Below are 20,250 nucleotides of genomic sequence, written 5' to 3'. Positions count from 1 at the left end.
CGCGATGGTGCCGTCGGGGCGGTGGTGGAACCAGTCGGGGTGTTTGTGCACCCAGGGGTGGTCGGGGGAGCACTGGAGGGCGAAGTCGAGGGCGATTTCCAGGCCGTGGCGGGCGGCTTCGGCGGCGAAGTGGTCGAAGTCGTCGAAGGTGCCCAGGGCGGGGTGGATGCTGTCGTGGCCGCCTTCGGGGGAGCCGATGGCCCAGGGGACGCCGACGTCGTCGGGGGTGGCGGAGAGGGTGTTGTTGCGGCCCTTGCGGTGGGTGGTGCCGATGGGGTGGACCGGGGGGAGGTAGACGACGTCGAAGCCCATCGCGGCGATCGCGGGCAGCCGGCGGGCCGCGGTGCGGAAGGTGCCGTGGGGCTGCTCGGGGGTGCCCTCGGAACGGGGGAAGAACTCGTACCAGGCGCCGTACAGGGCCCGTTCGCGTTCGACCAGCAGGGGCAGCGGGTCGGAGGAGGTGACCAGTTCCCGCAGTGGATGGCGGGCCAGGACCGCGTCCACCTCCGGCGTCAGCGCCGCCGCCAGCCGGGTGGCCACGGGCAGCGCGTCGTCCAGCAGGGTCTCCGAGGCGGCCAGCAGCACCGCGCGCCCGGAGGTCCCCGGGACCCCTGCGGCCGCCCGCCGGTACAGCTCCGCCCCCTCCTCGAGCACGAGGCCGGCGTCGATGCCGGCCGGGATCTTGATGCGCGCGTGGTGCCGCCAGGTGGAGACGGGGTCGCTCCACGCCTCCACCCGGTAGGTCCAGTTGCCCGGCGCGCCCGGGGTGACCTCGGCGCCCCAGCGGTCGCTGCCGGGCGCCAGCTCCCGCATCGGCGTCCACGGGCCCGGCCGGCCCTCCGGGTCCTTCAGCACGACGTTGGCGGCGACCGCGTCGTGTCCCTCCCGGAACACGGAGGCGGAGACCTCGAACGTCTCCCCCGTCACCGCCTTCGCCGGCCGCCTGCCGTGCTCCACCACCGGGTGAACGTCCCGTACCGGGATGCGTCCGATGCCCACGGTCGTAGTCATCCGTTCTCACCTCCGCCGTGCTCGGGGCCGGGCGGGTGCCCGGCCGATGGGTCAGGCCGCGCCGGAGGGGGTCATCGGCCCCGACGGGGCGAAACGTTCCGGCTGCTCCTGCGCATGGGTGACCAGGTTCGTCCGCAGATACCTCTCGGCGGCGTCGGCGGCCTCGCGCGCGCACCGCTTTCCCATCAGCACGCAGAGGGTGTAGCCGGAGTCCTCGAAGGTGGTGCGGACCGTGACGTCCGTGGGGGACACCAGCATCGAGCGTTCCCAGGCGCGGTAATGCCGCAGCTGCCGGGCGACTTCGCTCTTCGCGGGGAGCAGCATGGCCGGTCACCTTCCGGACGGTCCGGTGGTACGGACGATCGAGTTCTTCACACATGGTGCACGGGTGGTGACGCGCCGTCTTGTTGGATCTTCAACCTTTCCCTCACTCGCCGACGCCCCGCTTTCCCCCCGTTTGCCGGGGTTCGGTGCTCGTGTTGCACGAATGGACTACCGCTCTCACTCTGGAGTGACTCAGAAGCGATCAACGCTCACGCTTCGTGATCGGGGAGCCCGTCCCCCAAGGGACGGCAGGAGCGGGAGCCTTCGCGGTGAGGAGCCACGACGATGAAGACCGCAGTGCCCTGCTACTACCACCTCGACGTGGAAGTGAGCCCGGAACGGGTCGGACAGGTCAGGCGCATCCTGGCCGCTCACCTCCGGTTCTGGAACCTGGAGAACCTCGTCGAACCCGTCTGCTCGGGTGCCGAGATGCTGCTTCGGGCGATCGACGAGCACGCGAGCGACAAGAACACGTCGATCGAGATGTGGTGGAACCACCAGCACCTCATCACGGCCGTAGCGGGCAACGACCACGCCCTCCGCCCCGACCAGGACCTGCGCACCTGCCTCCAGCACCTCGCCGCGCACAGCGACGGCTGGGGCTGCTGCGCCACCGACACCGGGGCGAAGGTCATCTGGTTCTCCCGGCGCGCCCGGTCCGCCGAACGCGTCCCGCTGGTGGCCACGTCACCGGAGCCGATCACCCAGGAGGGCCTGGAAGTGCCGCGCGAGGTCATGCCGGTGGCCCGGCTGGCCCGCCCGGCGGCCGGCGTACTGGAGGAGGCCCGGTGACCCGGGAGAGGCCGGACTGGAAGGGGTCGCCCGTGTGGAGCGGACTCCCCTACCCGCTGGGCGCCGTCTTCGACGGACAGGGCACCAACTTCGCGCTGTTCAGCGAGGTCGCCGAACGGGTCGACCTGGTGCTCGTCGACGACGACGGCACCCACAGCACGATCGCGCTGCCCGAGGTCGACGGCTTCGTCTGGCACTGCTACCTGCCCGGCGTCGGCCCGGGGCAGCGGTACGGCTACCGGGTCCACGGTCCGTGGGCCCCGGCGGTCGGCCACCGCTGCAACCCCGCGAAGCTCCTCCTCGACCCCTACACCCGCGCGGTGGACGGGCAGGTGGACAACCACGCCTCCCTCTTCGAGCGGGCGCAGGGCAGGGCCGACCCGGGCGACAGCGCCGGGCACACCATGCTCGGCGTCGTCACCGACCCCTACTTCGACTGGGGCGACGACCGCCCGCCCAGGCGCCGGTACGCGGAGTCCGTGATCTACGAGGCGCACGTCCGCGGGCTCAGCCGCACCCACCCCGACGTCCCGCCGGAACTGCGCGGCACCTACGCCGGGCTGGCGCACCCGGCGGTCGTGGAGCACCTGACGTCCCTCGGCGTGACCGCCGTGGAGCTGATGCCGGTGCACCAGTTCGTGCACGACGGGGTGCTCCAGGACCGGGGCCTGTCCAACTACTGGGGCTACAACACCATCGGCTTCTTCGCGCCCCACAACGGCTACGCCGCCCACGGCACCCGCGGCCAGCAGGTCACCGAGTTCAAGTCGATGGTCAAGACGCTGCACGAGGCCGGCCTCGAAGTGATCCTCGACGTGGTCTACAACCACACCGCCGAGGGCAACGAGCAGGGCCCCAGCCTCTCCTTCCGGGGCATCGACAACGCCTCCTACTACCGCCTGGTGGACGGCGACTGGCAGCACTACTACGACACCACCGGCACCGGCAACAGCCTGCTGATGCGGCACCCCTACGTCCTCCAGCTCATCATGGACTCGCTGCGCTACTGGGTGACCGAGATGCACGTCGACGGCTTCCGCTTCGACCTCGCGGCCACCCTGGCCCGGCAGTTCCACGAGGTGGACCGGCTGTCGGCGTTCTTCGACCTCATCCAGCAGGACCCGGTGATCAGCCGCGTCAAACTGATCGCCGAGCCCTGGGACGTCGGCGAGGGCGGCTACCAGGTCGGCAACTTCCCGTCGCTGTGGTCGGAGTGGAACGGCAAGTACCGGGACGCCGTACGGGACTTCTGGCGCTCCGAGGAACACACCCTCGGCGAGTTCGCCTCCCGGCTGACCGGCTCCTCCGACCTGTACCAGCACAGCCGGCGCCGCCCCCGCGCCAGCGTCAACTTCGTCACCGCGCACGACGGGTTCACCCTGCGCGACCTCGTCTCCTACAACGACAAGCACAACGAGGCCAACGGCGAGGACAACCAGGACGGCGAGAGCCACAACCGGTCCTGGAACTGCGGCGCCGAGGGCGCGACCAAGGACCCGGCCGTCCGGGAACTCCGCGGCCGCCAGCAGCGCAACTTCCTCGCCACACTGCTGTTCTCCCAGGGCATCCCGATGCTCTGCCACGGCGACGAACTGGGCCGCACCCAGCGCGGCAACAACAACGCCTACTGCCAGGACAACGAGATCTCCTGGATCGACTGGCGGCTGGACGACGAGCAGCGCGCCCTCCTGGACTTCTCCCGGCGGGTCATCGCGCTGCGCGCCGACCACCCCGTGCTGCGCCGGCGCCGGTTCTTCCTCGGCGACACGGTCACCCGCGCGGACCAGCCGCTGCCCGACCTGGTGTGGCTGCTGCCGGACGCCACGGAGATGACCGACGCCGACTGGCAGCGCTCCGACGCGCACGCCGTCGGGGTCTTCCTCAACGGCGACGCCATCGCCGAACCCGACCCGTGCGGACGGCCGGTCGTCGACGACTCGTTCCTGCTGCTGTTCAACAGCCACTGGGAGGCCGCCGACTTCCGGCTGCCCGGCGCGGCCTACGGAGAGCGCTGGACGGCCCTGGTCGACACCGCCGACCCCGAGGGCGTCCCCGACGAGGCGGAGCACAAGGCGGCCACGGTGGTGACCGTGGAGCAGCGCAGTCTGGTGCTGCTCTCCCGGCCGTCCCGCACCGGCCGGTGAGCCGGTGAGGTCAGCCGTCGAAGCGGCGCGCGGTCACCGTGAACTGCGCGCCGTCGGCGTCCCGGAGCACGCCCTCCTCACCGCTCAGGGAGAGCACGCTGCCGCCGTGCAGCTCCGCCGCCCGGGCGCACGCCCCGACGTCGTCCACCGCGAAGTGGACCTGCCAGTGCGGCCGCACGGCCGGGTCCGGGGCCGCCTCCAGGGCGCCGGACTCGATCCGGGCCACGACGTCGCCCTGATGGCGCAGGACCACCTCGTCGCCCTCGTACCGGACCTCGCAGCAGCCCTCGCCCGACGCCCAGTCGAAGATCTCGCCGTAGAAGATGGCGGCGTCGAAGGCGTCACGCGTGTGCAGCCGGATGAACGCGGGGCGCGACGTGCGCCAGGCGTCCCAGTCGGTGAGCAGCTCGCCCTCCCAGATCCCGAAGGTCGCGCCGTCCCGGTCGGCGAGCAGCGCCGCCCGCCCGGGCGGCAGGGAGATCGGCCCGACCGCGGCGGTCCCGCCGCGCTCCTGCGCCCGCGACACGGCCTCGTCCGCGCTGCGCACGGCGAAGTACGGCGTCCACGCCACCGCCATCTGCCACATCGCGGCCACCGCGGCGATCCCGGCGACCGGCACGTCGTCGGCCAGCGCGATGCGGAACGGCTCGCCCAGCTTGCCGGGCCGCCACTGCCAGCCCAGCACGGCGGAGTAGAACTCCTCGGTGGCCTTCAGGTCACGGCTGGTGAGACTCACCCAGCAGGGCGCCCCGTACACGGAGTGCGTGGACGTCAGGCTGTCCGCGCCGGCGGGGTGGGTCATGTCGTGGTTCATGGCAGTCGCGTCCTGGTCTCGTCCACCGGCAGTCACCGGCTCCACACCAGTGTCCGGCCGGGAGTGCGGCGGGCGCCTGCCGAGTACCCCGGCGGCGACGCCGAAACGGTGGCGCGGGCGCCCCGTACGGCCCAGTGGCGGGACGCCCCGGGGGTCGCGACCATGGAGGCGGCGCAGCGGTCCCGCGCGGCACAGGCGGCGGTGACCCGCCGGATCCGGAGGTGACCATGTCCACGGACACGGGCTCGGACCAGGTCTTCCAGCTGCAGGAGCAGGTCCGGCAGCTGAAGGAGGCGGTCGTCTCGCACGCCGTCGTGGACCAGGCCATCGGGATGATCGTCGTCCTGGGCCGGGTGGCACCCGACCAGGGGTGGATCATCCTGCGCGAGGTCTCCCAGCACACGAACGTCAAACTGCGCGACGTCGCGGAGACGATCCTCGTCTGGGGGCGCACCGGAGTGATGCCGCCGCGGATACGTGCCGCGCTGGAGGACACCCTGGACCGGCAGTGCCCCACCCGTGTCCCCGGCGCGCCGCCGGAGCGCTGAGCCCCCTCACCGGGCCTCCGTCAGGATCTCCTCGCGGATCCGGTCGAAGCAGCCCGTGAGCAGCCGGGAGACGTGCATCTGCGAGATGCCGAGCTGCTGCGCGATGCGGCTCTGCGTCATCCCGCCGAAGAAGCGCAGGTAGAGGATGGTGCGCTCGCGCTCGGGCAGCGCCTCCAGACACGGCCGGACGGCCACCCGGTCCACCACCGCGTCGAACGCCGGATCGGGACCGCCGAGCGCGTCCCCGAGGGCGTACCCGTCGGTGCCGGGCATCTCCGCCTCCAGCGACAGGGCGGTGAAGCACTCCAGGGCCTCCATGCCGGTGCGGACCTCGACCACGGTCAGCTGCGCGTGCTCGGCTATCTCGTCCACCGTCGGTGCCCGCCCCGGAGTCGTCTGCGCCAGCTCCTTGGCCGAGCGGCGCACCCGGTTGCGCAGGTCCTGGATCCGGCGCGGCACGTGCAGGGTCCACATGTGGTCGCGGAAGTGCCGCTTGATCTCGCCGGTCACGGTCGGCACGGCGTACGCCTCGAAGGCGTGGCCGCGTTCCGGGTCGTAGTGGTCGACGGCCTTGACCAGCCCGAGTGCCGCCACCTGGTAGAGGTCCTCCAGATTCTCGCCGCGGCCCCGGAAGCGTACGGCGATCCGCTCCGCCATCGGGAGCCAGCTCCGGATCAGTTCGTCCCGCAGCGCCTGGCGCTCGGGCCCCTCGGGCAGCCCGGCGAGCCGGTCGAACGCCGCGGCGGTGTCGGGGGCGTCGTCGTGCGGGTGGGGCTTGGTACGGCCGGCGACACGCATCACGCGCACCTCCCTCGGCAGGGGTGCTGGCAAGTCCTCGTACATATGGATACTGAGCGCGATTGGGCCGGACGGCCACTCGAACGGCCGCGGGCAGGTGATCGGCACGGCGGACGGGCCGGACGTGATCTGCGGCACGCTCCCCGTGATCGTCCGGCGCGGGCCCCGGCGGATCCTTCCTGGGCAGCGCTTGATCACCGATCAGAAGGCACGAAATCCCTGGCCACAGCGCATTCCGCTCATTTGACAGTGCGCTGAGCGCACAGATAGGAAGCAGCGTCGAGAGGTCGAGAGGGGCACCGTGTACGAGCCGAACGTGGTCGGGGACTGGCAGGAGTACGACGAGCACGCCGGCCTGCGGGTCCGCGTCCACCGTCTTGAGCCGGCCGAGCCGCCGCGTGGGCGCGACGACGCCGCCGAGGGGCTGACGTACTTCTGTGTCCGGGTGACCGTCGAGAACCGGGGCACCGGGCACCTCGGCATCCACCTGGAGGACGGTCAGATCGACGTGCGGATCGGCGCCGACGGTGAGAGCGCCTTCCTCGACTGGCGCAACTCCCAGTTCATCGAGGGCTTCGACGTCTACCCGCTGCGCCGGGCCACCGCCGTGCTCTACGCGGCCGGCCCGGAGCCGAGCCTCGGGCAGGTGGACGTCCAGGTCCAGCTGCGGGTGGACGAGGAGTGGGCCGACCGCCGGCTGTGGAGCGGCGGACTCGGACTGCCCGACCCGGCCGCCGGGGCCGCCCCGGGCGCGGTCCGGGGCGAGGAGCTGGCGCACCAGGTGAGCGCCTTCCTGCGGGGGCAGGCGGAGGAGGGCTCCGCCTGATCCGCCGGGCGGGCGCGGCCGGGCCGCGGCGCCTCAGTGCGCGATGCCGTCGATGATCTCGCGGGCGCCCTGACGCAGCAGCGCCACGGCGACCGAGGTGCCCAGGGTGGCCGGGTCGAGGCGGCCGGCCCACTCGTGGGCGTTCAGCCGCGTCTTGCCGTCCGGGGTGAACACGCAGGCCCGCAGCGAGAGTTCCCCGCTCCGGTCCACGCGGGCGTACCCGGCGATCGGGCTGTTGCAGTGCCCCTGGAGAACGTGCAGGAACATGCGCTCCGCCGTCGCCTCCCGGTGCGTCCGCGGATGGCCGAGGCCGCTGACCGCGTCGATCAGCGCGGTGTCGTCCTCGCGGCACTGGAGGGCGAGGATGCCCGCGCCGATCGGCGGCATCATCGTGTCGGGGGAGAGGACCTCGCTGACCACGTCCCGGCGGCCGATGCGCTCCAGGCCGGAGACCGCGAGCAGCAGCGCGTCCGCCTCACCGGCGGCGAGCTTGGCCAGCCGCCGGTTGGCGTTGCCCCGGAACGGCACGCACCGCAGCTGCGGGTGGGTGGCGGCCAGTTGCGCGACGCGGCGCACCGAGGAGGTGCCGACCCGGGTACCGGCCGGCAGCTCGTCCAGGGTGAGCCCTTCCGGGTGGACGAGGGCGTCCCTGATGTCGTCGCGCTCCAGGAAGGCGGCGAACACCGTGCCGGCGGGCAGTGGCCGGTCGGCGGGCACGTCCTTGACGCAGTGCACGGCGAGATCGGCCTCGCCGGACAGCAGGGCGGCGTCCACCTCCTTGGTGAACGCGCCCTTGCCCTCCACCAGCGACAGGTCGCCGAGCCACTTGTCGCCGGTGGTCTTCACCGGGACGACCTCGGTGCGCACGCCGGGGTGGAGGGCCGTCAGCTCCTCCCGGACGCGCTCGACCTGAGCGAGGGCCATGGGGGAGTCGCGCGAGACGATACGGATCAGTTCGGGGTCGGACATGCGGACACGATAGTGCCCAACGGGGCGGCCGGGCCGGGTGGTCGACCCGGCCCGGCCCGGGTGTCGTGCGTCTCTCGAGGCGGTCTGGCTCAGGCGTTCGGATCGAACGGGATGCCGGCGGGCTTGGCGGACGCCAGGTGGGAGGCGAAGCTGCCGTCCTTGAGGCCGAAGTTGGCGCTGCCGAAGTCGTGGGAGGCCAACTTGTCGCGCACGCCCGCTGGATAGCCGTTCCAGCCCACCAGCGCCGGGTACTGCCAGCCGCCCTTGTGGTTCTCCGGCGGCTCGTCGCCCGCGGTCGCCAGGCGGAAGCAGTGGGTGCTGATGCCGTCCTTGTGGTAGACGATCTTCGGGTGGGTGCCGTCGAAGCGGACCGCCGAACGCGCGTGCACGCTGAACGAGCCGTGGTTGGAGGTCGAGACGTACTGCACCGCGCCGTCCCGCACCCACACCACCACGTGCTCCCAGTCGTGCCGGTGGCCGCCGAGGCTGCTGCCGGGCAGTGCCTGGTCCTTCTCGAAGTACAGGCCGTACATGTAGGCGCACCACCCGTTGTTGCACTTGGCGCGCGAGTAGCCGTTGGTGTTGTCCAGGTCGGCGGCGTCCCGGCAGTTGCCGTTGAGCGCGCCGGTCGGGTTGAGCCCGCCGTTGACCGTTCCGTCGGCGCCGATGGCCGGCGTGGGGTAGCAGCCGTCGGTGTCGTAGTCGTAGGCCGGCTGGTACGTCTGCTCCAGGCCGTCCGCGTTGGCGGGCAGTCCGGGCGGCGGGGCGGCGAACGCGCTCGCGGGGAAGGCGACGACGAGGGCGAGGGCACCGAGCGGTGCGGTGAGCCATCTCAGGCGACGGGGGGTGACGGTACGCGAGGGCATCGCGTTCTCCTCTGCGGGCGCAGCCCAACGGCTGTGGGGGGAAGGGGCGTTCAGGGTCCCGTCTTCTCACTCCCGTGCCAAGGGCGCCCGGGCGTCACCGCGGTGAAGTGCTGCCCAATGAATGATGCTCCGTCACGCGTTCATCCCGGGTCGTCCGGAATGTCGGCCGCCGACTCCTCGGGCGCCAGGTCCGGGCGGAGCCTGAGCCAGGACGGCTGGCGCAGCATGCCGTCCCGGGTGCGGGTGCTGTAGCGGACCTCGCCGACCAGCCGGGGGACGACCCAGCGCGCTCCCGGCACCGCCGGCACCGGGTCGAAGGGGCAGACGTCCGTGGCCGCCGCCCCGAGCAGGGCCGCCAGTTCGGCGCGCTCGGCCGCGCTCCAGCCGGTGCCGACGCCGCCGACGTAGCGCAGCCGGCCCCCGGCGCGCTGGCCGACCAGGAGGGCGCCGGGCAGGCCCGTGAGACGTCCCCTGCCGGGCAGCCAGCCGCCGACCACGACGTCCTCGCTGCGCATGTTGCGGATCTTGATCCAGGCGCGGGAGCGGACCCCCGGTTCGTACACCGAGTCCAGCCGCTTGCACACCAGCCCCTCCAGGCCGTGCTCGCGGGTGGCGCGCAGGGCCTGTGCGCCGTGGCCGACCAGCGCGGCGGGGGTGGACCAGGCGGGACCGGCGAGGCCGAGGTCCGTCAGCCGCTCGCGGCGGCCGGTGTAGGGCAGGCGCAGCAGGGACTCGCCGGCCAGGTGCAGCGCGTCGAAGAGCACCAGGTGGACGGGGACCCTGGCCGCCCGGTGCGCCGCCCGCGCGGGGGCGTGCGCGAGGCCCATCCGGGACTGGAGCAACTGGAAGTCGGCGCGGCCCTGTTCGTCCAGCGCCAGCACCTCGCCGTCCAGGACCGCGGGGGTGGCGCCGAGGGCGGTGGCGAGCGGTGCCAGTTCGGGATAGGCGCCGGTGATGTCGTGGCCGGAGCGGGCGCGCAGCAGCAGGCTGCCGTCGCCGGGCAGGTAGACCACCACCCGCTGGCCGTCCTGCTTCGTCTCGTAGGCCCAGCGCCCGTCCAGCGCGGCGGGCGGCAGGACGCCGGGGGTGGCGAGCATGGGCGGGATCTGCGGCAGCTGCACGGGTCAGTTCTCGACGCGCCGGACCGGCGTCACGCGCCCCGCCCGCCAGGTTCGCCTGAACGGCGCCGGTCCTCACGGAGGGGCCGGCGCCGTCGCCGTCAGTGGGCGGAGGCGGCCCGCGCCGCGGCACCGTCGGCCGGTGCCGGGTGCGCCACCCCGGCGTCGGGGCGGTGGCGCGGGATGAACGAGGCGAGCGCGGCGGCGAGCACGGCGGCGCCCGCGCCGATGCCCATGACCACCTTGAACGCGTTCTCGGAGGGCAGGGCGAAGCCGCCGAGCGTGACCGTCAGCTGGGCCAGGATCACGCCGGCGATGGCGCTCGCCACCGAGGTGCCGATGGACCGCATGAGCGTGTTGAGGCTGTTCGCGGCGGCCGTCTCGCTGGCCGGCACCGCACCCATGATCAGCGCCGGCATGGCGCCGTAGGTGAAGCCGATGCCCGCGCCGATGACGCAGGAGACCAGCACCAGGTGCCAGACCTCGGACATCAGCACGATGTTGAGCCCGTAGCCGCCCGCGACGATCAGGGCGCCGATCATCAGGGTCACCTTGGGGCCCCGGGACTTGGAGACCTTCGCGGAGACCGGGGCGAACGCCATCATCACCAGCCCGGACGGCGCCATCACGAGGCCCGCGGTCAGCAGGGACCGGCCCAGACCGTAACCGGTGGCCTCGGGCAACTGGAGGAGCTGCGGAAGCACCAGGGACATCGCGAACATGGAGAAGCCGACCGCTATCGACGCCAGGTTGGTGAACAGCACCTGGCGGCGGGCGGTGGTGCGCAGGTCGACCAGCGGCCGCGGGGTGCGCAGCTCCCACCGGCCCCACACCAGCAGGATCACCGCGGCGGCCGCGAACAGGCCGAGGGTGGTGCCGCTGCTCCAGCCCCAGTCGGCGCCCTTGGAGATCGCCAGCAGCAGGCAGACCAGACCGGCCGCCATGCCGATGGCGCCGGGCACGTCGAAGCGGCCGCCGGTGCGCACCGCCGACTCCGGCACCAGGGCCAGCACCAGCACCAGGGCGAGGGCGCCGAGCGCGCCGGAGACCCAGAACAGCATGTGCCAGTCGAGGTTGTCCGCGATCAGCGCGGCGGCGGGCAGGCCGAGCGCGCCGCCCACCCCGAGCGAGGCGCTCATCAGGGCCGTGGCGCCGGCCAGCCGCTCGGCGGGCAGTTCGTCGCGCATGATGCTGATGCCCAGCGGGATCACGGCGGCGGAGAGTCCCTGCATGGCGCGTCCGACGACCATCGGGACCAGGGTGTCGCTCAGTCCGCAGACCGCCGAGCCGGCGATCAGCAGCACCAGGCTGAGCAGCAGCATGCGCCGCTTGCCCGCCATGTCGCCGAGCCGCCCGACGACCGGGGTGGCCACCGCGGCGGCGAGCAGCGTGGCGGTCACCGCCCAGGCCGCGTCCGAGGCGGGCGCGTCCAGCAGCTTGGGCAGCTCCGGGACGATCGGGATGACCAGCGTCTGCATCAGCGAGACGACGATGCCGGCCAGCGCCAGCACCGCCACCACGGCGTTCGGCCGCGGTGCGGCGGGGGAAGCGGGCATGGGTGAGCCTTTCGGGCGACGAGCGCGAGAGCCTGAGTGGCGACCTTTTAAGTCAGTCGCTTGAAGTATCGTACGGGGTGGGGAGAGGGAATGCCCGTCCGGGTCGCGCGACGGCCCGGCGCCGGCGCCCCGTAGGCTTCCGTGAGAAGGCGCCGCATGGCGGCGGACCTGCGACGACTCGAGGGACCGGTCGCCGCCGGCCGTAAGAAGAGTCCCGGCGCGGTGGTGATCATGGCGGGCAGGACGGTCCGGACGGAACAGGTCAGCGCGACCCGGCAGCTGATCCTTACCACCGCCGAGCGGCTGTTCGCCGAGCACGGCGTCTACGCCGTCTCCAACCGGCAGGTCAGCGAGGCCGCCGGCCAGGGCAACAACGCCGCGGTCGGCTACCACTTCGGCACCAAGTCCGACCTCGTCCGCGCGGTGGCCAAGCGCCACTCGGTCCGCGTCGAGGAGCTGCGGGCCCGCCAGCTCGCCGTCCTCGGCGACTCGACGGACCTGCGCGACTGGGTGGACTGCCTGGTCCGGCCGCAGTTCGACCATCTGGCGGCGCTTGGCGGCCCCACCTGGTACGCCCGGTTCTGCGCCCAGGTCATGACCGACCCGGCGCTGCGGGAGATCATGGTCGAGGAGTCCCGCGCCTCCCCGTCGCTGCGCGAGATCATCGCCGGACGCAACCGCTGCATGCCCGCCCTGCCGGACGAGGTCCGTGCCGAGCGGGGCGACATGGCGCGCCATCTCATCGTGCACGTGGCGGCCGAGCGGGAACGCGCCCTCGCCGAGGGGCGCCCCACGCCGCGGGCCGGCTGGCAGGAAGCCGCCGACGGGCTGGTCGACGCGATCGTGGGCATGTGGCTGGCGCCCGTCACGCCGCGGGGCGGGGCATGACGGGCACGCGGTGACGGACGGGGCGGCCTCACCGCCCGTCCTTACTGTCGAGTAATATCGCGCGGCAGGCCCCCAGAGGAGGAACCGTGTCCCGGTCCGAACGCTCGCCCCTGCTGCTCGCCGGCCTGCTGGCCACCGCGGGCGCCGCGCACTTCGCCCAGCCCCGCACCTTCGACGCGATCGTCCCGCGCTCCCTGCCCGGCTCGCCCCGGGCGTGGACGTACGCCAGCGGCGTCGCCGAACTCGCGCTGGCCGCCGGTGTCGCCCTTCCGCGCACCCGCAAGGCGGCCGCGCTGACCGCGGCCGCCTTCTTCGTCGGGGTGTTTCCCGCCAACGCCAAGATGGCCTGGGACTGGCGGCACCGCCCCGCACCCCTGAGGGCCGCCGCCTACGGCCGGCTGCCCGTGCAGGTGCCGCTGGTGCTGTGGGCCCGCGGCGTCGCCAAGGGCAGCGAGGGCCGGTCATGAGCCGTACGCCCGCCGTCGGCGACACCGTCGAGGACTTCACCCTGCCCGACGAGACCGGCACCCCGCGCCGCCTGTCCGAACTGCTCGCCGACGGCCCGGTCGTCCTGTTCTTCTACCCCGCCGCCCTGACCGCCGGCTGCACCGCGGAAGCCTGCCACTTCCGTGATCTCGCCGCCGAGTTCGCGGCCGTCGGCGCCCGTCCCGTCGGCGTCAGCGGCGACACCGTCGAGAAGCAGCAGGAATTCACCGGACGCCACACCCTCGGCATGCCGCTGCTCTCCGACACCGACGGCCGGGTCCGCGAGGCGTTCGGGGTGAAGCGGGGGTTCAGCATGGCCCCGACCAAGCGGGTCACCTTCGTGATCGGCCGGGACCGCACCCTGCTGGAGGTCGTGCGCAGCGAGATCAGGATGAACACGCACGCCGACCGCGCCCTGGCCGCCCTCCGCGCGGACGGGGCCTGACGGGGCCGGTCACACCCCGTCCCGGTTGATACCGCTCCGTCCAGGGATGATCCTGGACGGATGGAGGAAGTCTCCGCCGCGATGACCGTCGACGCCCGCGGAAGGGTGACGGGGTGGAGCGACGGCGCGCGGCGGCTCACGGGGTACCGGGCCGCAGAGGTCGTGGGACGCTCCGCGCGGGAGCTGCTCGCGCGGGGCGCACTCCCCGCCACCCTGTCCGGCACCGCCGAGATCCGGCACCGGGGCGGCGGCACGGTGCTCCTGAGGCTGCGCTCCTGCCCGCTGCTGGGCGCCGACGGCGAACGGCTCGGCCACGCCGTGACCGCCGCCCCCGAGGGTGCGGGGCACGGCCTGATCGAGGAGGCCGTCCAGCAGGCGTCCCCGTCGATCGCCGTCCTCGACCGCGAGCTGCGCTTCCTGCACGCCAACGACGCCGCGTGCCGCATGATGGGCCGCCCCGCCGAAGAGCTGATCGGCCGCAGCCTCCCCGAGACGCTGGCCCTGACCGGGACCGGCGGGGGGACCTTCCTGCACCACCTGCGGATCGCCGCCGAGCGCGGCCGGCCCGTCCAGTACGAGAGCTACTCGCGGGCCCCCGCCGGCACCCGCCCGCACGCCTGGACCGTCGAGATCTGGCCGGTCCACGACGCGTCCGGCGCGCTCGCCGCCGTCGCCGTGGCCGCGGTGGAGAGCACCGAGCAGCACCGGGCGCGGGAGCGGCTGGCGCTGCTGAACGCCGCCGGCGCGGTCGGCAGCACCCTCGACGTCGTGCGCACCGCCGAGGAACTCGTCGGCCTGCTCGTGCCGCGGTTCGCCGGCTTCGCCACCGTCGCCCTGCTCGACTGGACCCTCGGCACCGACGAGCCCGTCGCGGTGGTGACCGAGGACGGTGAACTGCGCCGGGTGGCCCACGCCTCCGCGACCGAGGGCTTCCCCACCCCCGGCGTGCACCTGGGCGGAGACGAGGTGTACCCGCCCTTCGCCCCGCCCGCCCGCGCGATGCGGGAGGGCCGCGTCGTCCTCAGCGGGCCCGGCGACCCCGACTTCGACCGCTGGATGCGGATGCGCGCGGCCCAGACCCCGCACAACAGGTCGTTCCGCGAAGCCGTCTGCTCGCTCCTGTGCGTCCCGCTGCGGGCCCGCGGCACCACCCTGGGCGTGGCCGTCGCCGCCCGGACCGCGCCCAGGGAGCCGTACGCCGGCGAGGACGCCGTACTGGCCGAGGAACTGGTCGGCCGGGCCGCCGTCTCCGTGGACAACGCCCGCCGCTTCGCCCGCGAACGCGCCACCGCCCTGGCGATCCAGCGCAGCCTGCTGCCCCGGGGCCTGCCCGGCCAGGCAGCGGTCGAGGTGGCCCACCGCTACCTCCCCACCGCATCCGCTGCCGGCATCGGCGGCGACTGGTTCGACGTGATCCCGCTGTCCGGCACCCGTGTCGGCCTCGTCGTCGGCGACGTCGTCGGCCACGGCATCCCGTCCACGGCGACCATGGGCCGCCTGTGCACGGCCGTCCGCACCCTCGCCGACGTCGACCTGCCGCCCGACGAACTCCTCACCCACCTCGACGACCTCGTGACCCACCTCGCGGCCGTCCGCGAGACGGACGACGGCGGCGAGGTCGCCGAACTGGGCGCCACCTGCCTCTACGCCGTCTACGATCCCGTCTCCCGCCGCCTGGCCCTCGCGGCCGCCGGCCACCCCGCGCCCGCGATCCTGCTGCCCGACGGCACCGCGCGGCTGATCCCCGTGAGCGCCGGACCGCCGCTCGGCGTCGGCGGGCTGCCCTTCGAGGCGACCGAGCTGGAACTGCCCGAGGGCTCCGTGGTCGCCCTCTACACCGACGGCCTGGTCGAGGACCGGGAACGCGACCGCGACGTCGACCACGCCACGGCGGAACTCTGCCGAGCCCTGGCCGCGCCCGCGCACTCCCTCGACGCCCTGTGCGACGGCGTGCTCAAGGCCGTGCTGCCCGAGGAGCCCGCCGACGACGTCGCGCTGCTGCTGGCGCGCACCCGGGCCCTCGGCGAGGACCGGATCCGCACCTGGGACGTCCACCCCGACCCCGCCCACGTCGCGGCGACCCGGCGGTCCGTCATCGAGCAGCTGACGGAGTGGGGGCTGGACGAGACGGCCTTCGTCACCGAACTCGTCGTCAGCGAACTGGTCACCAACGCCATCCGCTACGGCGAACCGCCCATCCAGCTGCGCCTCATCCGCCACACCGCGCTCATCTGCGAGGTCTCCGACGCCAGTTCCACCTCACCCCACCTGCGCCGGGCCCACGCCTACGACGAGGGCGGCCGGGGCCTGCTGCTGGTCGCCCAGCTCACCCAGCGCTGGGGCAGCCGGCAGACGGACACCGGCAAGACCATCTGGGCCGAACAGCCCCTGCCCGCGCGGTGACCCGCCCGGCACCCGCCCCGGCGGCCGGAACGCGCCACCGCCTACCCGTCCTCGGCCGCGACCCGGGCCAGCGTGCGGCCGGTGCGCGCGGACCGGGCGCGCCGGGGATCCGGGGCGCCGCGCCCGCGCCCGCCGCCGGCCGTGCGCACCAGGAGCCACGCCACCTCCCCGCCGCCCGCGCCACCGTCCGGCCCGCCGCGGAACCGGGTCAGCGCGTACTCCCCGCGCAGCTTCGAGCCGTGCAGGCGGAACCGGGCGTGGCCGTGCGCCAGCGACTCGGCGAAGTCGACCGGCCGCCCCCGGCGGTCGTGGCTCAGCGGCTCGTAGTCGCCGCGGTCCCACACGATGACCGTGCCGCCCCCGTACTCGCCCGCCGGGATCACGCCCTCGAACTCCTCGTACTCCAGCGGGTGGTCCTCGGTCGGCACCGCGAGCCGTTTGTCGCTCGGATCCGCCGGCGGGCCCTTCGGCACCGACCAGGACTTCAGCACGTCGCCCACCTGCAACCGGAAGTCGAAGTGCAGGGTGCTCGCGTCATGGATCTGCACGACGAAGCGCGGCCGCCCGTCCCCGGCGGCCGCTCCGCGCCCCGCGGGCTCACCGGTCCGGCCGAAGTCCCGTCTGCCGCGGTAGTCCCGCAGCCCGTTCGCGTCGCCCACCTGCCGCTCCTTCCCGGGAGACCGTCGCCGACCGGGACCGGGTACCCCGGTCAGAACTCCTCGTGCACCTCCGGGTCGCCGCCGATCCGCCGGTGCGCCCGGCCGGCCACGGCGCGCATCTGCTCCGCGTCCAGTTCGAAGCCGAAGACGTCCAGGTTGGCCCGCTGCCGCGCCGGGTCGCCCGACTTCGGGATGGGCACCGCGCCCAGCTGGGTGTGCCAGCGCAGGACCGCCTGGGCCGGCGTCACCCCGTGCGCGTCGGCGACCGCGGCGACGGCGGGGTCGTCCAGCAGGTCGCTGCCGCGGCCCAGCGGGCTCCAGCTCTCGGTGCGGATGCCCTTGCGCTCGTGGAAGGCGCGCAGCTCGTCCTGCGGGAACAGCGGGTGCAGCTCGATCTGGTTGACGGACGGCAGGACGCCCGTCTCCTTCTCCAGCCGCTCGATGTGCTCCGCGGTGAAGTTGGAGACGCCCACCGAGCGCACCAGGCCGTCCTCGCGCAGCTTGATCATGGCCTTCCAGGAGTCGACGTACTTGTCCACCCGCGGCAGCGGCCAGTGGATCAGGTACAGGTCGACGTACTCCAGGCCCAGCCGGGCCCGGGACTCCTCGAACGAGGCGAGCGACTCCTCGTAGCCGTGGTGCCGGCCGGGCAGCTTGGTCGTCACGACGATCTCCTCGCGGGGGACCCCGCCGGCGGCCACCCCGCGGCCGACGCCGGTCTCGTTGCGGTAGTTCGTCGCCGTGTCGATCAGCCGGTACCCCGTCTCCAGGGCCGTACGGACCGCCCGCTCGGCCTCGTCGTCCTTCATCGGCCAGGTGCCGAGGCCCAGTGCGGGGAGCGTGGTGCCGTCGTTGAGCGTGTACGCCGGGATGCTGATCACCGTGGGACCTTCCCTCGACTGTGCGCGGCGGTTGCCGCCCGTCCAGCCTCGCCCACCGGGGGACCGGTGATCAACCGGACGGCGCGCGGGCGGGTCTGCCACGATCGGTGCCGAAGCCGGAACGGACGGACCACACCGACCAACGGAGCGCGCATGACGACGGACAGGACGACGGCGGACCGCACGGCGGCAGCGGCGGGGGAAGTCGAGGTGAAACCCGTCGCGGGGCACATCGGCGCCGAGATCCGCGGCGTCGACCTCGCGGCCGGCCTCGACGCGGCGCAGGTCGCCGCGGTCCGGGCGGCCGTGCTGCGCTGGAAGGTGGTGTTCTTCCGGGACCAGCGCCTCGACCACGCCGGCCACGTCGCCCTCGCGCGCCTCTTCGGCGAGCCGGTCGTCCTGCCCCGGCGCGGCAAGGCGTCACCGGCCGGGTTCCCGGAGATCGAGACGACCGCCGACCGGCTGGAGCTGGGCGGACGGTTCGGCATGGAGCACGACGAGTGGCTGCGCCGCCGGCGCCACACCCTGCTGCGCGGCTGGCACTGCGACCACGGCGCCCGTGTCGACCCGCCGGCCGCGACGATCCTGCGGGCCGAGACCGTACCGCCGTACGGCGGCGACACCACCTGGGCGAACCTCGCCGCCGCCTACGCCGGACTGTCCGCCCCGATGCGCGCCTTCGCCGACACGCTGCGCGCCGAACACCGCCTCGGCGTGGGCTACCAGCCCCGGCCCGGCGACGACGCCTACGTCCGGCACCTCCTCGGCCACCAGACGGCGACCGTGCACCCGCTGGTCCGCGTCCACCCGGAGACGGGCGAGCGGGTGCTGTTCGTCAACGGCTACTACGTCGAGCAGATCACCGGACTCTCCCGGCCCGAGAGCGCCGCCGTCCTGGACCTGCTCCTCGAACAGGCCACCCGCCCCGAGTACACGGTCCGCTTCCGCTGGGAGCCCGGCAGCGTCGCCTTCTGGGACAACCGGGCCACCATCCACCTGGCCCCGAGCGACAACGCCCACCTCGACCACCCCAGGACCATGCACCGGGTGATGCTCGCCGGAGACGTGCCCGCCGGGGTCGACGGCACCCCGTCCGAGGCCCTCACCGGCAGCGAACCGGGCCGCTGGTGACCCCGCGTCAGACCAGCGGGATCGTCACCTCGTCCTCCACCGGCGGGTCCAGCTCCTGGGCCCGGTTGCCGGTGGCGGCGTGGCAGCGCAGCCGCACCGCCTCCGGGGAGACGTCCAGGCGCAGGAAGCACTTGAAGAACGGCGGGCTGTAGGTGGCCGAACCCGGTGAGAACACCTGCGTGTAGACCTTGCGCACCGGCAGCCGGAACCGCTTCTTGTGCTCCGGCCGCCGTGCGGTGCCGAGCAGCCCGGCCACCAGCCGGGTGCGCCGGGTGACGCGTGCGCCCTCGCCCGGGGCGCGGCCCGTGCGGATGCCGAGGCGCTCGGCGATCACGGCCGTCGCCTCGGCCTCCGTGAGTGTGAAGAAGCGGCGCATCCGCAGCCGGCGTCCGTAGAGCGCGCTGTAGAAGGCCAGCGAGTCGCCGCGCAGCGGGTAGGAGCGGAAGTCGTCCTCGGTGACGCCGCCCACCGAGACACGCGGGATGGTGTGGGTGGCGTGCATGAACGCGCCGCCGCCGCCCGCCACGACGTACTGGATGGTGCGGCCGTCCACGTCGACGGGGTAGCGCTGGTAGTTGTGGATGTCGCCGCCGATCGCCGCGACGTAGTGGTGGGCCGGGTCGCGGACGATGTCGTCGACCGTGCCGCCGCCCTCGATGGCACAGGGCTGCCGCTCGCCGTCGACGTAGAGCGGTGAGCCGGTCACCAGGATCTTCGGCCTCGGCCCCGCGGAGACCTCGCGCAGCCAGGCGCCCTGCGCGGCGTCGACCGTGCCGAGCAGCCCGGTGTCGATGCCGATGATCCGCACCGGTCCGGCGTCGATCGCCCAGTACGGCCCGGGCTGTTCGGCCTGCTGTTCCGGCGCGGACCGCAGCTTGCGCGCCTCGTCCAGGTGGAGTCCGTCGTCCGGGCCGGCACGGTGCCACAGCAGCGACCGCAGCCACGCCGGGGTGAGCGGACGGGGCGCCGGAGCGGGCGGCGGGGGCGGCGCGTCGTCGCAGAAGACCCGCATGAAGCCGCCCAGGTCCTCGTACCAGTCGTGGTTGCCCGGTATCGCGTAGACCGGCGCCGGGTAGTCGCGGTACGGGCGGAAGAACTTCGTCCCGTAGTCGTCGGCGCTGCCGACCGGGTAGATCACGTCGCTGGCGAGGACGGCGAAGCGGGTGTCCTGACCGGCCTTCAGCAGGCCGGGCACGACGGCGTACTGGGGGTCGTCGCCCTCTCCGGTGTCGCCGATGACGAGGAACGAGAACCGGTCCGGGTCCGTCCGCCGGATCACCTTGTCGGCGGGCGCCCCGGCCGCCGTCCGCTGCGCCACCCAGCGGTCCCGGGTGCGGCCGGTGGGGTCCCCGAACCAGGAGGCCAGCACGCCGTTGCGGGCGGCCCACAGGGTTCTCGGGTCGAGCCAGGACAGCTTCTCGGTGTGCTGCGGCATGAGGTCTCGGTAGGCGCCGGGCTCGGCGGAGCCCCAGCCGGCGCCTTCGGCGGTATCACGTGAGGAGTCAGACACCCGGGCACGGTAACAACGCCCCGACCGGCGGCGCGACGAGGGGAGCCCCGCCCAACTCCGTTGCCGGACGGGTCGCTTCGG

The 20,250-nt window shown here is 73.7% G+C and carries 21 protein-coding genes; 10 read left to right on the top strand and 11 right to left on the bottom strand.

Features of this window, described 5'->3' with window-relative positions; translation table 11 throughout:
* Both ACZ67M_RS29270 and ACZ67M_RS29265 read right to left on the bottom strand, forming a co-directional pair.
* Window positions 1-1,011 (bottom strand): maltotransferase domain-containing protein (locus ACZ67M_RS29270; protein ID WP_469853559.1); only part of this gene is annotated, 1,011 nt, incomplete at its 3' end.
* Between the two features lie 51 nt (window positions 1,012-1,062).
* The gene (locus ACZ67M_RS29265) at window positions 1,063-1,335 is read right to left on the bottom strand and encodes a DUF5133 domain-containing protein (protein ID WP_307009449.1); all 273 of its coding nucleotides are present in this window, start codon (window positions 1,333-1,335) and stop codon (window positions 1,063-1,065) included.
* 285 nt (window positions 1,336-1,620) lie between these two features.
* Between ACZ67M_RS29265 and ACZ67M_RS29260 the strand changes: the two genes are divergently transcribed.
* Together ACZ67M_RS29260 and glgX are read left to right on the top strand one after the other, a co-directional pair.
* Window positions 1,621-2,127, top strand: a complete 507-nt coding sequence (locus tag ACZ67M_RS29260; protein WP_361362454.1) for a pep a2 — start codon at window positions 1,621-1,623, stop codon at window positions 2,125-2,127.
* Entirely contained in the window at window positions 2,124-4,271 is a 2,148-nt protein-coding gene (gene glgX, locus ACZ67M_RS29255) for a glycogen debranching protein GlgX (protein WP_361362457.1), read from the top strand. Before ACZ67M_RS29260 ends, glgX begins: the two co-directional genes overlap by 4 nt.
* Window positions 4,272-4,281: 10 nt before the next feature.
* Here glgX and ACZ67M_RS29250 read toward each other — a convergent pair whose 3' ends face one another.
* Window positions 4,282-5,085 carry a VOC family protein gene (locus ACZ67M_RS29250; RefSeq protein WP_392014807.1) on the bottom strand — a complete coding sequence of 268 codons (804 nt, stop codon included), beginning with the start codon at window positions 5,083-5,085 and terminating at the stop codon, window positions 4,282-4,284.
* On the opposite strand from ACZ67M_RS29250, the gene ACZ67M_RS29245 reads away from it, so the two are divergent.
* A complete protein-coding gene (locus ACZ67M_RS29245) occupies window positions 5,077-5,310 on the top strand; it encodes a hypothetical protein (RefSeq protein ID WP_307009441.1) in 234 nt (77 codons plus the stop codon). The genes ACZ67M_RS29250 and ACZ67M_RS29245 overlap by 9 nt on opposite strands.
* A 2-nt stretch (window positions 5,311-5,312) precedes the next feature.
* Entirely contained in the window at window positions 5,313-5,633 is a 321-nt protein-coding gene (locus ACZ67M_RS29240) for an ANTAR domain-containing protein (RefSeq protein WP_202559154.1), read from the top strand.
* Window positions 5,634-5,639: 6 nt separating this feature from the next.
* On the opposite strand, the gene ACZ67M_RS29235 is transcribed toward ACZ67M_RS29240, so the two are convergent.
* Window positions 5,640-6,431: a SigB/SigF/SigG family RNA polymerase sigma factor gene (locus ACZ67M_RS29235; protein WP_064726236.1), complete on the bottom strand. Its 792-nt coding sequence runs from the start codon at window positions 6,429-6,431 to the stop codon at window positions 5,640-5,642.
* A 301-nt stretch (window positions 6,432-6,732) separates the two neighbouring features.
* On the opposite strand from ACZ67M_RS29235, the gene ACZ67M_RS29230 reads away from it, so the two are divergent.
* Entirely contained in the window at window positions 6,733-7,257 is a 525-nt protein-coding gene (locus tag ACZ67M_RS29230) for a hypothetical protein (protein WP_361362463.1), read from the top strand.
* A 33-nt stretch (window positions 7,258-7,290) separates the two neighbouring features.
* On the opposite strand, the gene hemC is transcribed toward ACZ67M_RS29230, so the two are convergent.
* The 4 genes from hemC to ACZ67M_RS29210 form a co-directional block, all read right to left on the bottom strand.
* Window positions 7,291-8,226, bottom strand: coding sequence for a hydroxymethylbilane synthase (hemC, locus tag ACZ67M_RS29225; RefSeq protein ID WP_385799850.1), 936 nt, complete (start codon window positions 8,224-8,226; stop codon window positions 7,291-7,293).
* A gap of 89 nt (window positions 8,227-8,315) precedes the next feature.
* Window positions 8,316-9,092: an NPP1 family protein gene (locus ACZ67M_RS29220; protein ID WP_385799848.1), complete on the bottom strand. Its 777-nt coding sequence runs from the start codon at window positions 9,090-9,092 to the stop codon at window positions 8,316-8,318.
* Window positions 9,093-9,232: 140 nt separating this feature from the next.
* Window positions 9,233-10,213, bottom strand: a complete 981-nt coding sequence (locus tag ACZ67M_RS29215) for an ATP-dependent DNA ligase (protein WP_469853555.1) — start codon at window positions 10,211-10,213, stop codon at window positions 9,233-9,235.
* A 98-nt stretch (window positions 10,214-10,311) separates the two neighbouring features.
* Window positions 10,312-11,766 carry an MFS transporter gene (locus ACZ67M_RS29210; RefSeq protein ID WP_361362475.1) on the bottom strand — a complete coding sequence of 485 codons (1,455 nt, stop codon included), beginning with the start codon at window positions 11,764-11,766 and terminating at the stop codon, window positions 10,312-10,314.
* Between the two features lie 231 nt (window positions 11,767-11,997).
* Between ACZ67M_RS29210 and ACZ67M_RS29205 the strand changes: the two genes are divergently transcribed.
* From ACZ67M_RS29205 to ACZ67M_RS29190, 4 genes are all read left to right on the top strand, one after another.
* Window positions 11,998-12,654: a TetR/AcrR family transcriptional regulator gene (locus ACZ67M_RS29205; protein ID WP_352157272.1), complete on the top strand. Its 657-nt coding sequence runs from the start codon at window positions 11,998-12,000 to the stop codon at window positions 12,652-12,654.
* 86 nt (window positions 12,655-12,740) lie between these two features.
* Window positions 12,741-13,121: a DoxX family protein gene (locus ACZ67M_RS29200; RefSeq protein WP_122617683.1), complete on the top strand. Its 381-nt coding sequence runs from the start codon at window positions 12,741-12,743 to the stop codon at window positions 13,119-13,121.
* Complete coding sequence (locus ACZ67M_RS29195; RefSeq protein WP_469853553.1) at window positions 13,118-13,585, top strand: peroxiredoxin; 468 nt, start codon at window positions 13,118-13,120, stop codon at window positions 13,583-13,585. Before ACZ67M_RS29200 ends, ACZ67M_RS29195 begins: the two co-directional genes overlap by 4 nt.
* Window positions 13,586-13,645: 60 nt before the next feature.
* Entirely contained in the window at window positions 13,646-15,988 is a 2,343-nt protein-coding gene (locus ACZ67M_RS29190) for an ATP-binding SpoIIE family protein phosphatase (RefSeq protein ID WP_469853551.1), read from the top strand.
* A 41-nt stretch (window positions 15,989-16,029) separates the two neighbouring features.
* On the opposite strand, the gene ACZ67M_RS29185 is transcribed toward ACZ67M_RS29190, so the two are convergent.
* Both ACZ67M_RS29185 and ACZ67M_RS29180 read right to left on the bottom strand, forming a co-directional pair.
* Entirely contained in the window at window positions 16,030-16,647 is a 618-nt protein-coding gene (locus ACZ67M_RS29185) for a DNA polymerase ligase N-terminal domain-containing protein (RefSeq protein WP_469853549.1), read from the bottom strand.
* A gap of 50 nt (window positions 16,648-16,697) precedes the next feature.
* Window positions 16,698-17,528 (bottom strand): aldo/keto reductase, encoded by an 831-nt coding sequence (locus ACZ67M_RS29180; RefSeq protein ID WP_469853547.1) that lies wholly within the window; start codon window positions 17,526-17,528, stop codon window positions 16,698-16,700.
* A gap of 153 nt (window positions 17,529-17,681) precedes the next feature.
* Here ACZ67M_RS29180 and ACZ67M_RS29175 point away from each other — a divergent pair, with 153 nt between their 5' ends.
* A complete protein-coding gene (locus ACZ67M_RS29175) occupies window positions 17,682-18,659 on the top strand; it encodes a TauD/TfdA dioxygenase family protein (protein WP_469853546.1) in 978 nt (325 codons plus the stop codon).
* Between the two features lie 7 nt (window positions 18,660-18,666).
* Here the strand turns inward: ACZ67M_RS29175 and ACZ67M_RS29170 are convergent, their stop codons facing one another.
* Window positions 18,667-20,169 carry a metallophosphoesterase family protein gene (locus tag ACZ67M_RS29170; protein WP_392104402.1) on the bottom strand — a complete coding sequence of 501 codons (1,503 nt, stop codon included), beginning with the start codon at window positions 20,167-20,169 and terminating at the stop codon, window positions 18,667-18,669.
* Window positions 20,170-20,250: the final 81 nt, after the last annotated feature.

Source organism: Streptomyces sp. NPDC107500, assembly GCF_055582785.1.
The sequence above is the reverse complement of the archived record's forward strand: the minus strand, read 5'-3'. Positions and strand labels throughout refer to the sequence as shown.

Excerpts from the sequence above, each read along its gene's own strand:
- ACZ67M_RS29265 (WP_307009449.1), bottom strand. The coding sequence starts at position 1,335 with ATGCTGCTCCCCGCGAAGAGCGAAGTCGCCCGGCAGCTGCGGCATTAC.
- ACZ67M_RS29260 (WP_361362454.1), top strand. The coding sequence starts at position 1,621 with ATGAAGACCGCAGTGCCCTGCTACTACCACCTCGACGTGGAAGTGAGC.
- ACZ67M_RS29250 (WP_392014807.1), bottom strand. The coding sequence starts at position 5,085 with ATGAACCACGACATGACCCACCCCGCCGGCGCGGACAGCCTGACGTCC.
- ACZ67M_RS29240 (WP_202559154.1), top strand. The coding sequence starts at position 5,313 with ATGTCCACGGACACGGGCTCGGACCAGGTCTTCCAGCTGCAGGAGCAG.
- ACZ67M_RS29235 (WP_064726236.1), bottom strand. The coding sequence starts at position 6,431 with ATGCGTGTCGCCGGCCGTACCAAGCCCCACCCGCACGACGACGCCCCC.
- hemC (WP_385799850.1), bottom strand. The coding sequence starts at position 8,226 with ATGTCCGACCCCGAACTGATCCGTATCGTCTCGCGCGACTCCCCCATG.
- ACZ67M_RS29220 (WP_385799848.1), bottom strand. The coding sequence starts at position 9,092 with ATGCCCTCGCGTACCGTCACCCCCCGTCGCCTGAGATGGCTCACCGCA.
- ACZ67M_RS29210 (WP_361362475.1), bottom strand. The coding sequence starts at position 11,766 with ATGCCCGCTTCCCCCGCCGCACCGCGGCCGAACGCCGTGGTGGCGGTG.
- ACZ67M_RS29205 (WP_352157272.1), top strand. The coding sequence starts at position 11,998 with ATGGCGGGCAGGACGGTCCGGACGGAACAGGTCAGCGCGACCCGGCAG.
- ACZ67M_RS29195 (WP_469853553.1), top strand. The coding sequence starts at position 13,118 with ATGAGCCGTACGCCCGCCGTCGGCGACACCGTCGAGGACTTCACCCTG.
- ACZ67M_RS29190 (WP_469853551.1), top strand. The coding sequence starts at position 13,646 with ATGGAGGAAGTCTCCGCCGCGATGACCGTCGACGCCCGCGGAAGGGTG.
- ACZ67M_RS29175 (WP_469853546.1), top strand. The coding sequence starts at position 17,682 with ATGACGACGGACAGGACGACGGCGGACCGCACGGCGGCAGCGGCGGGG.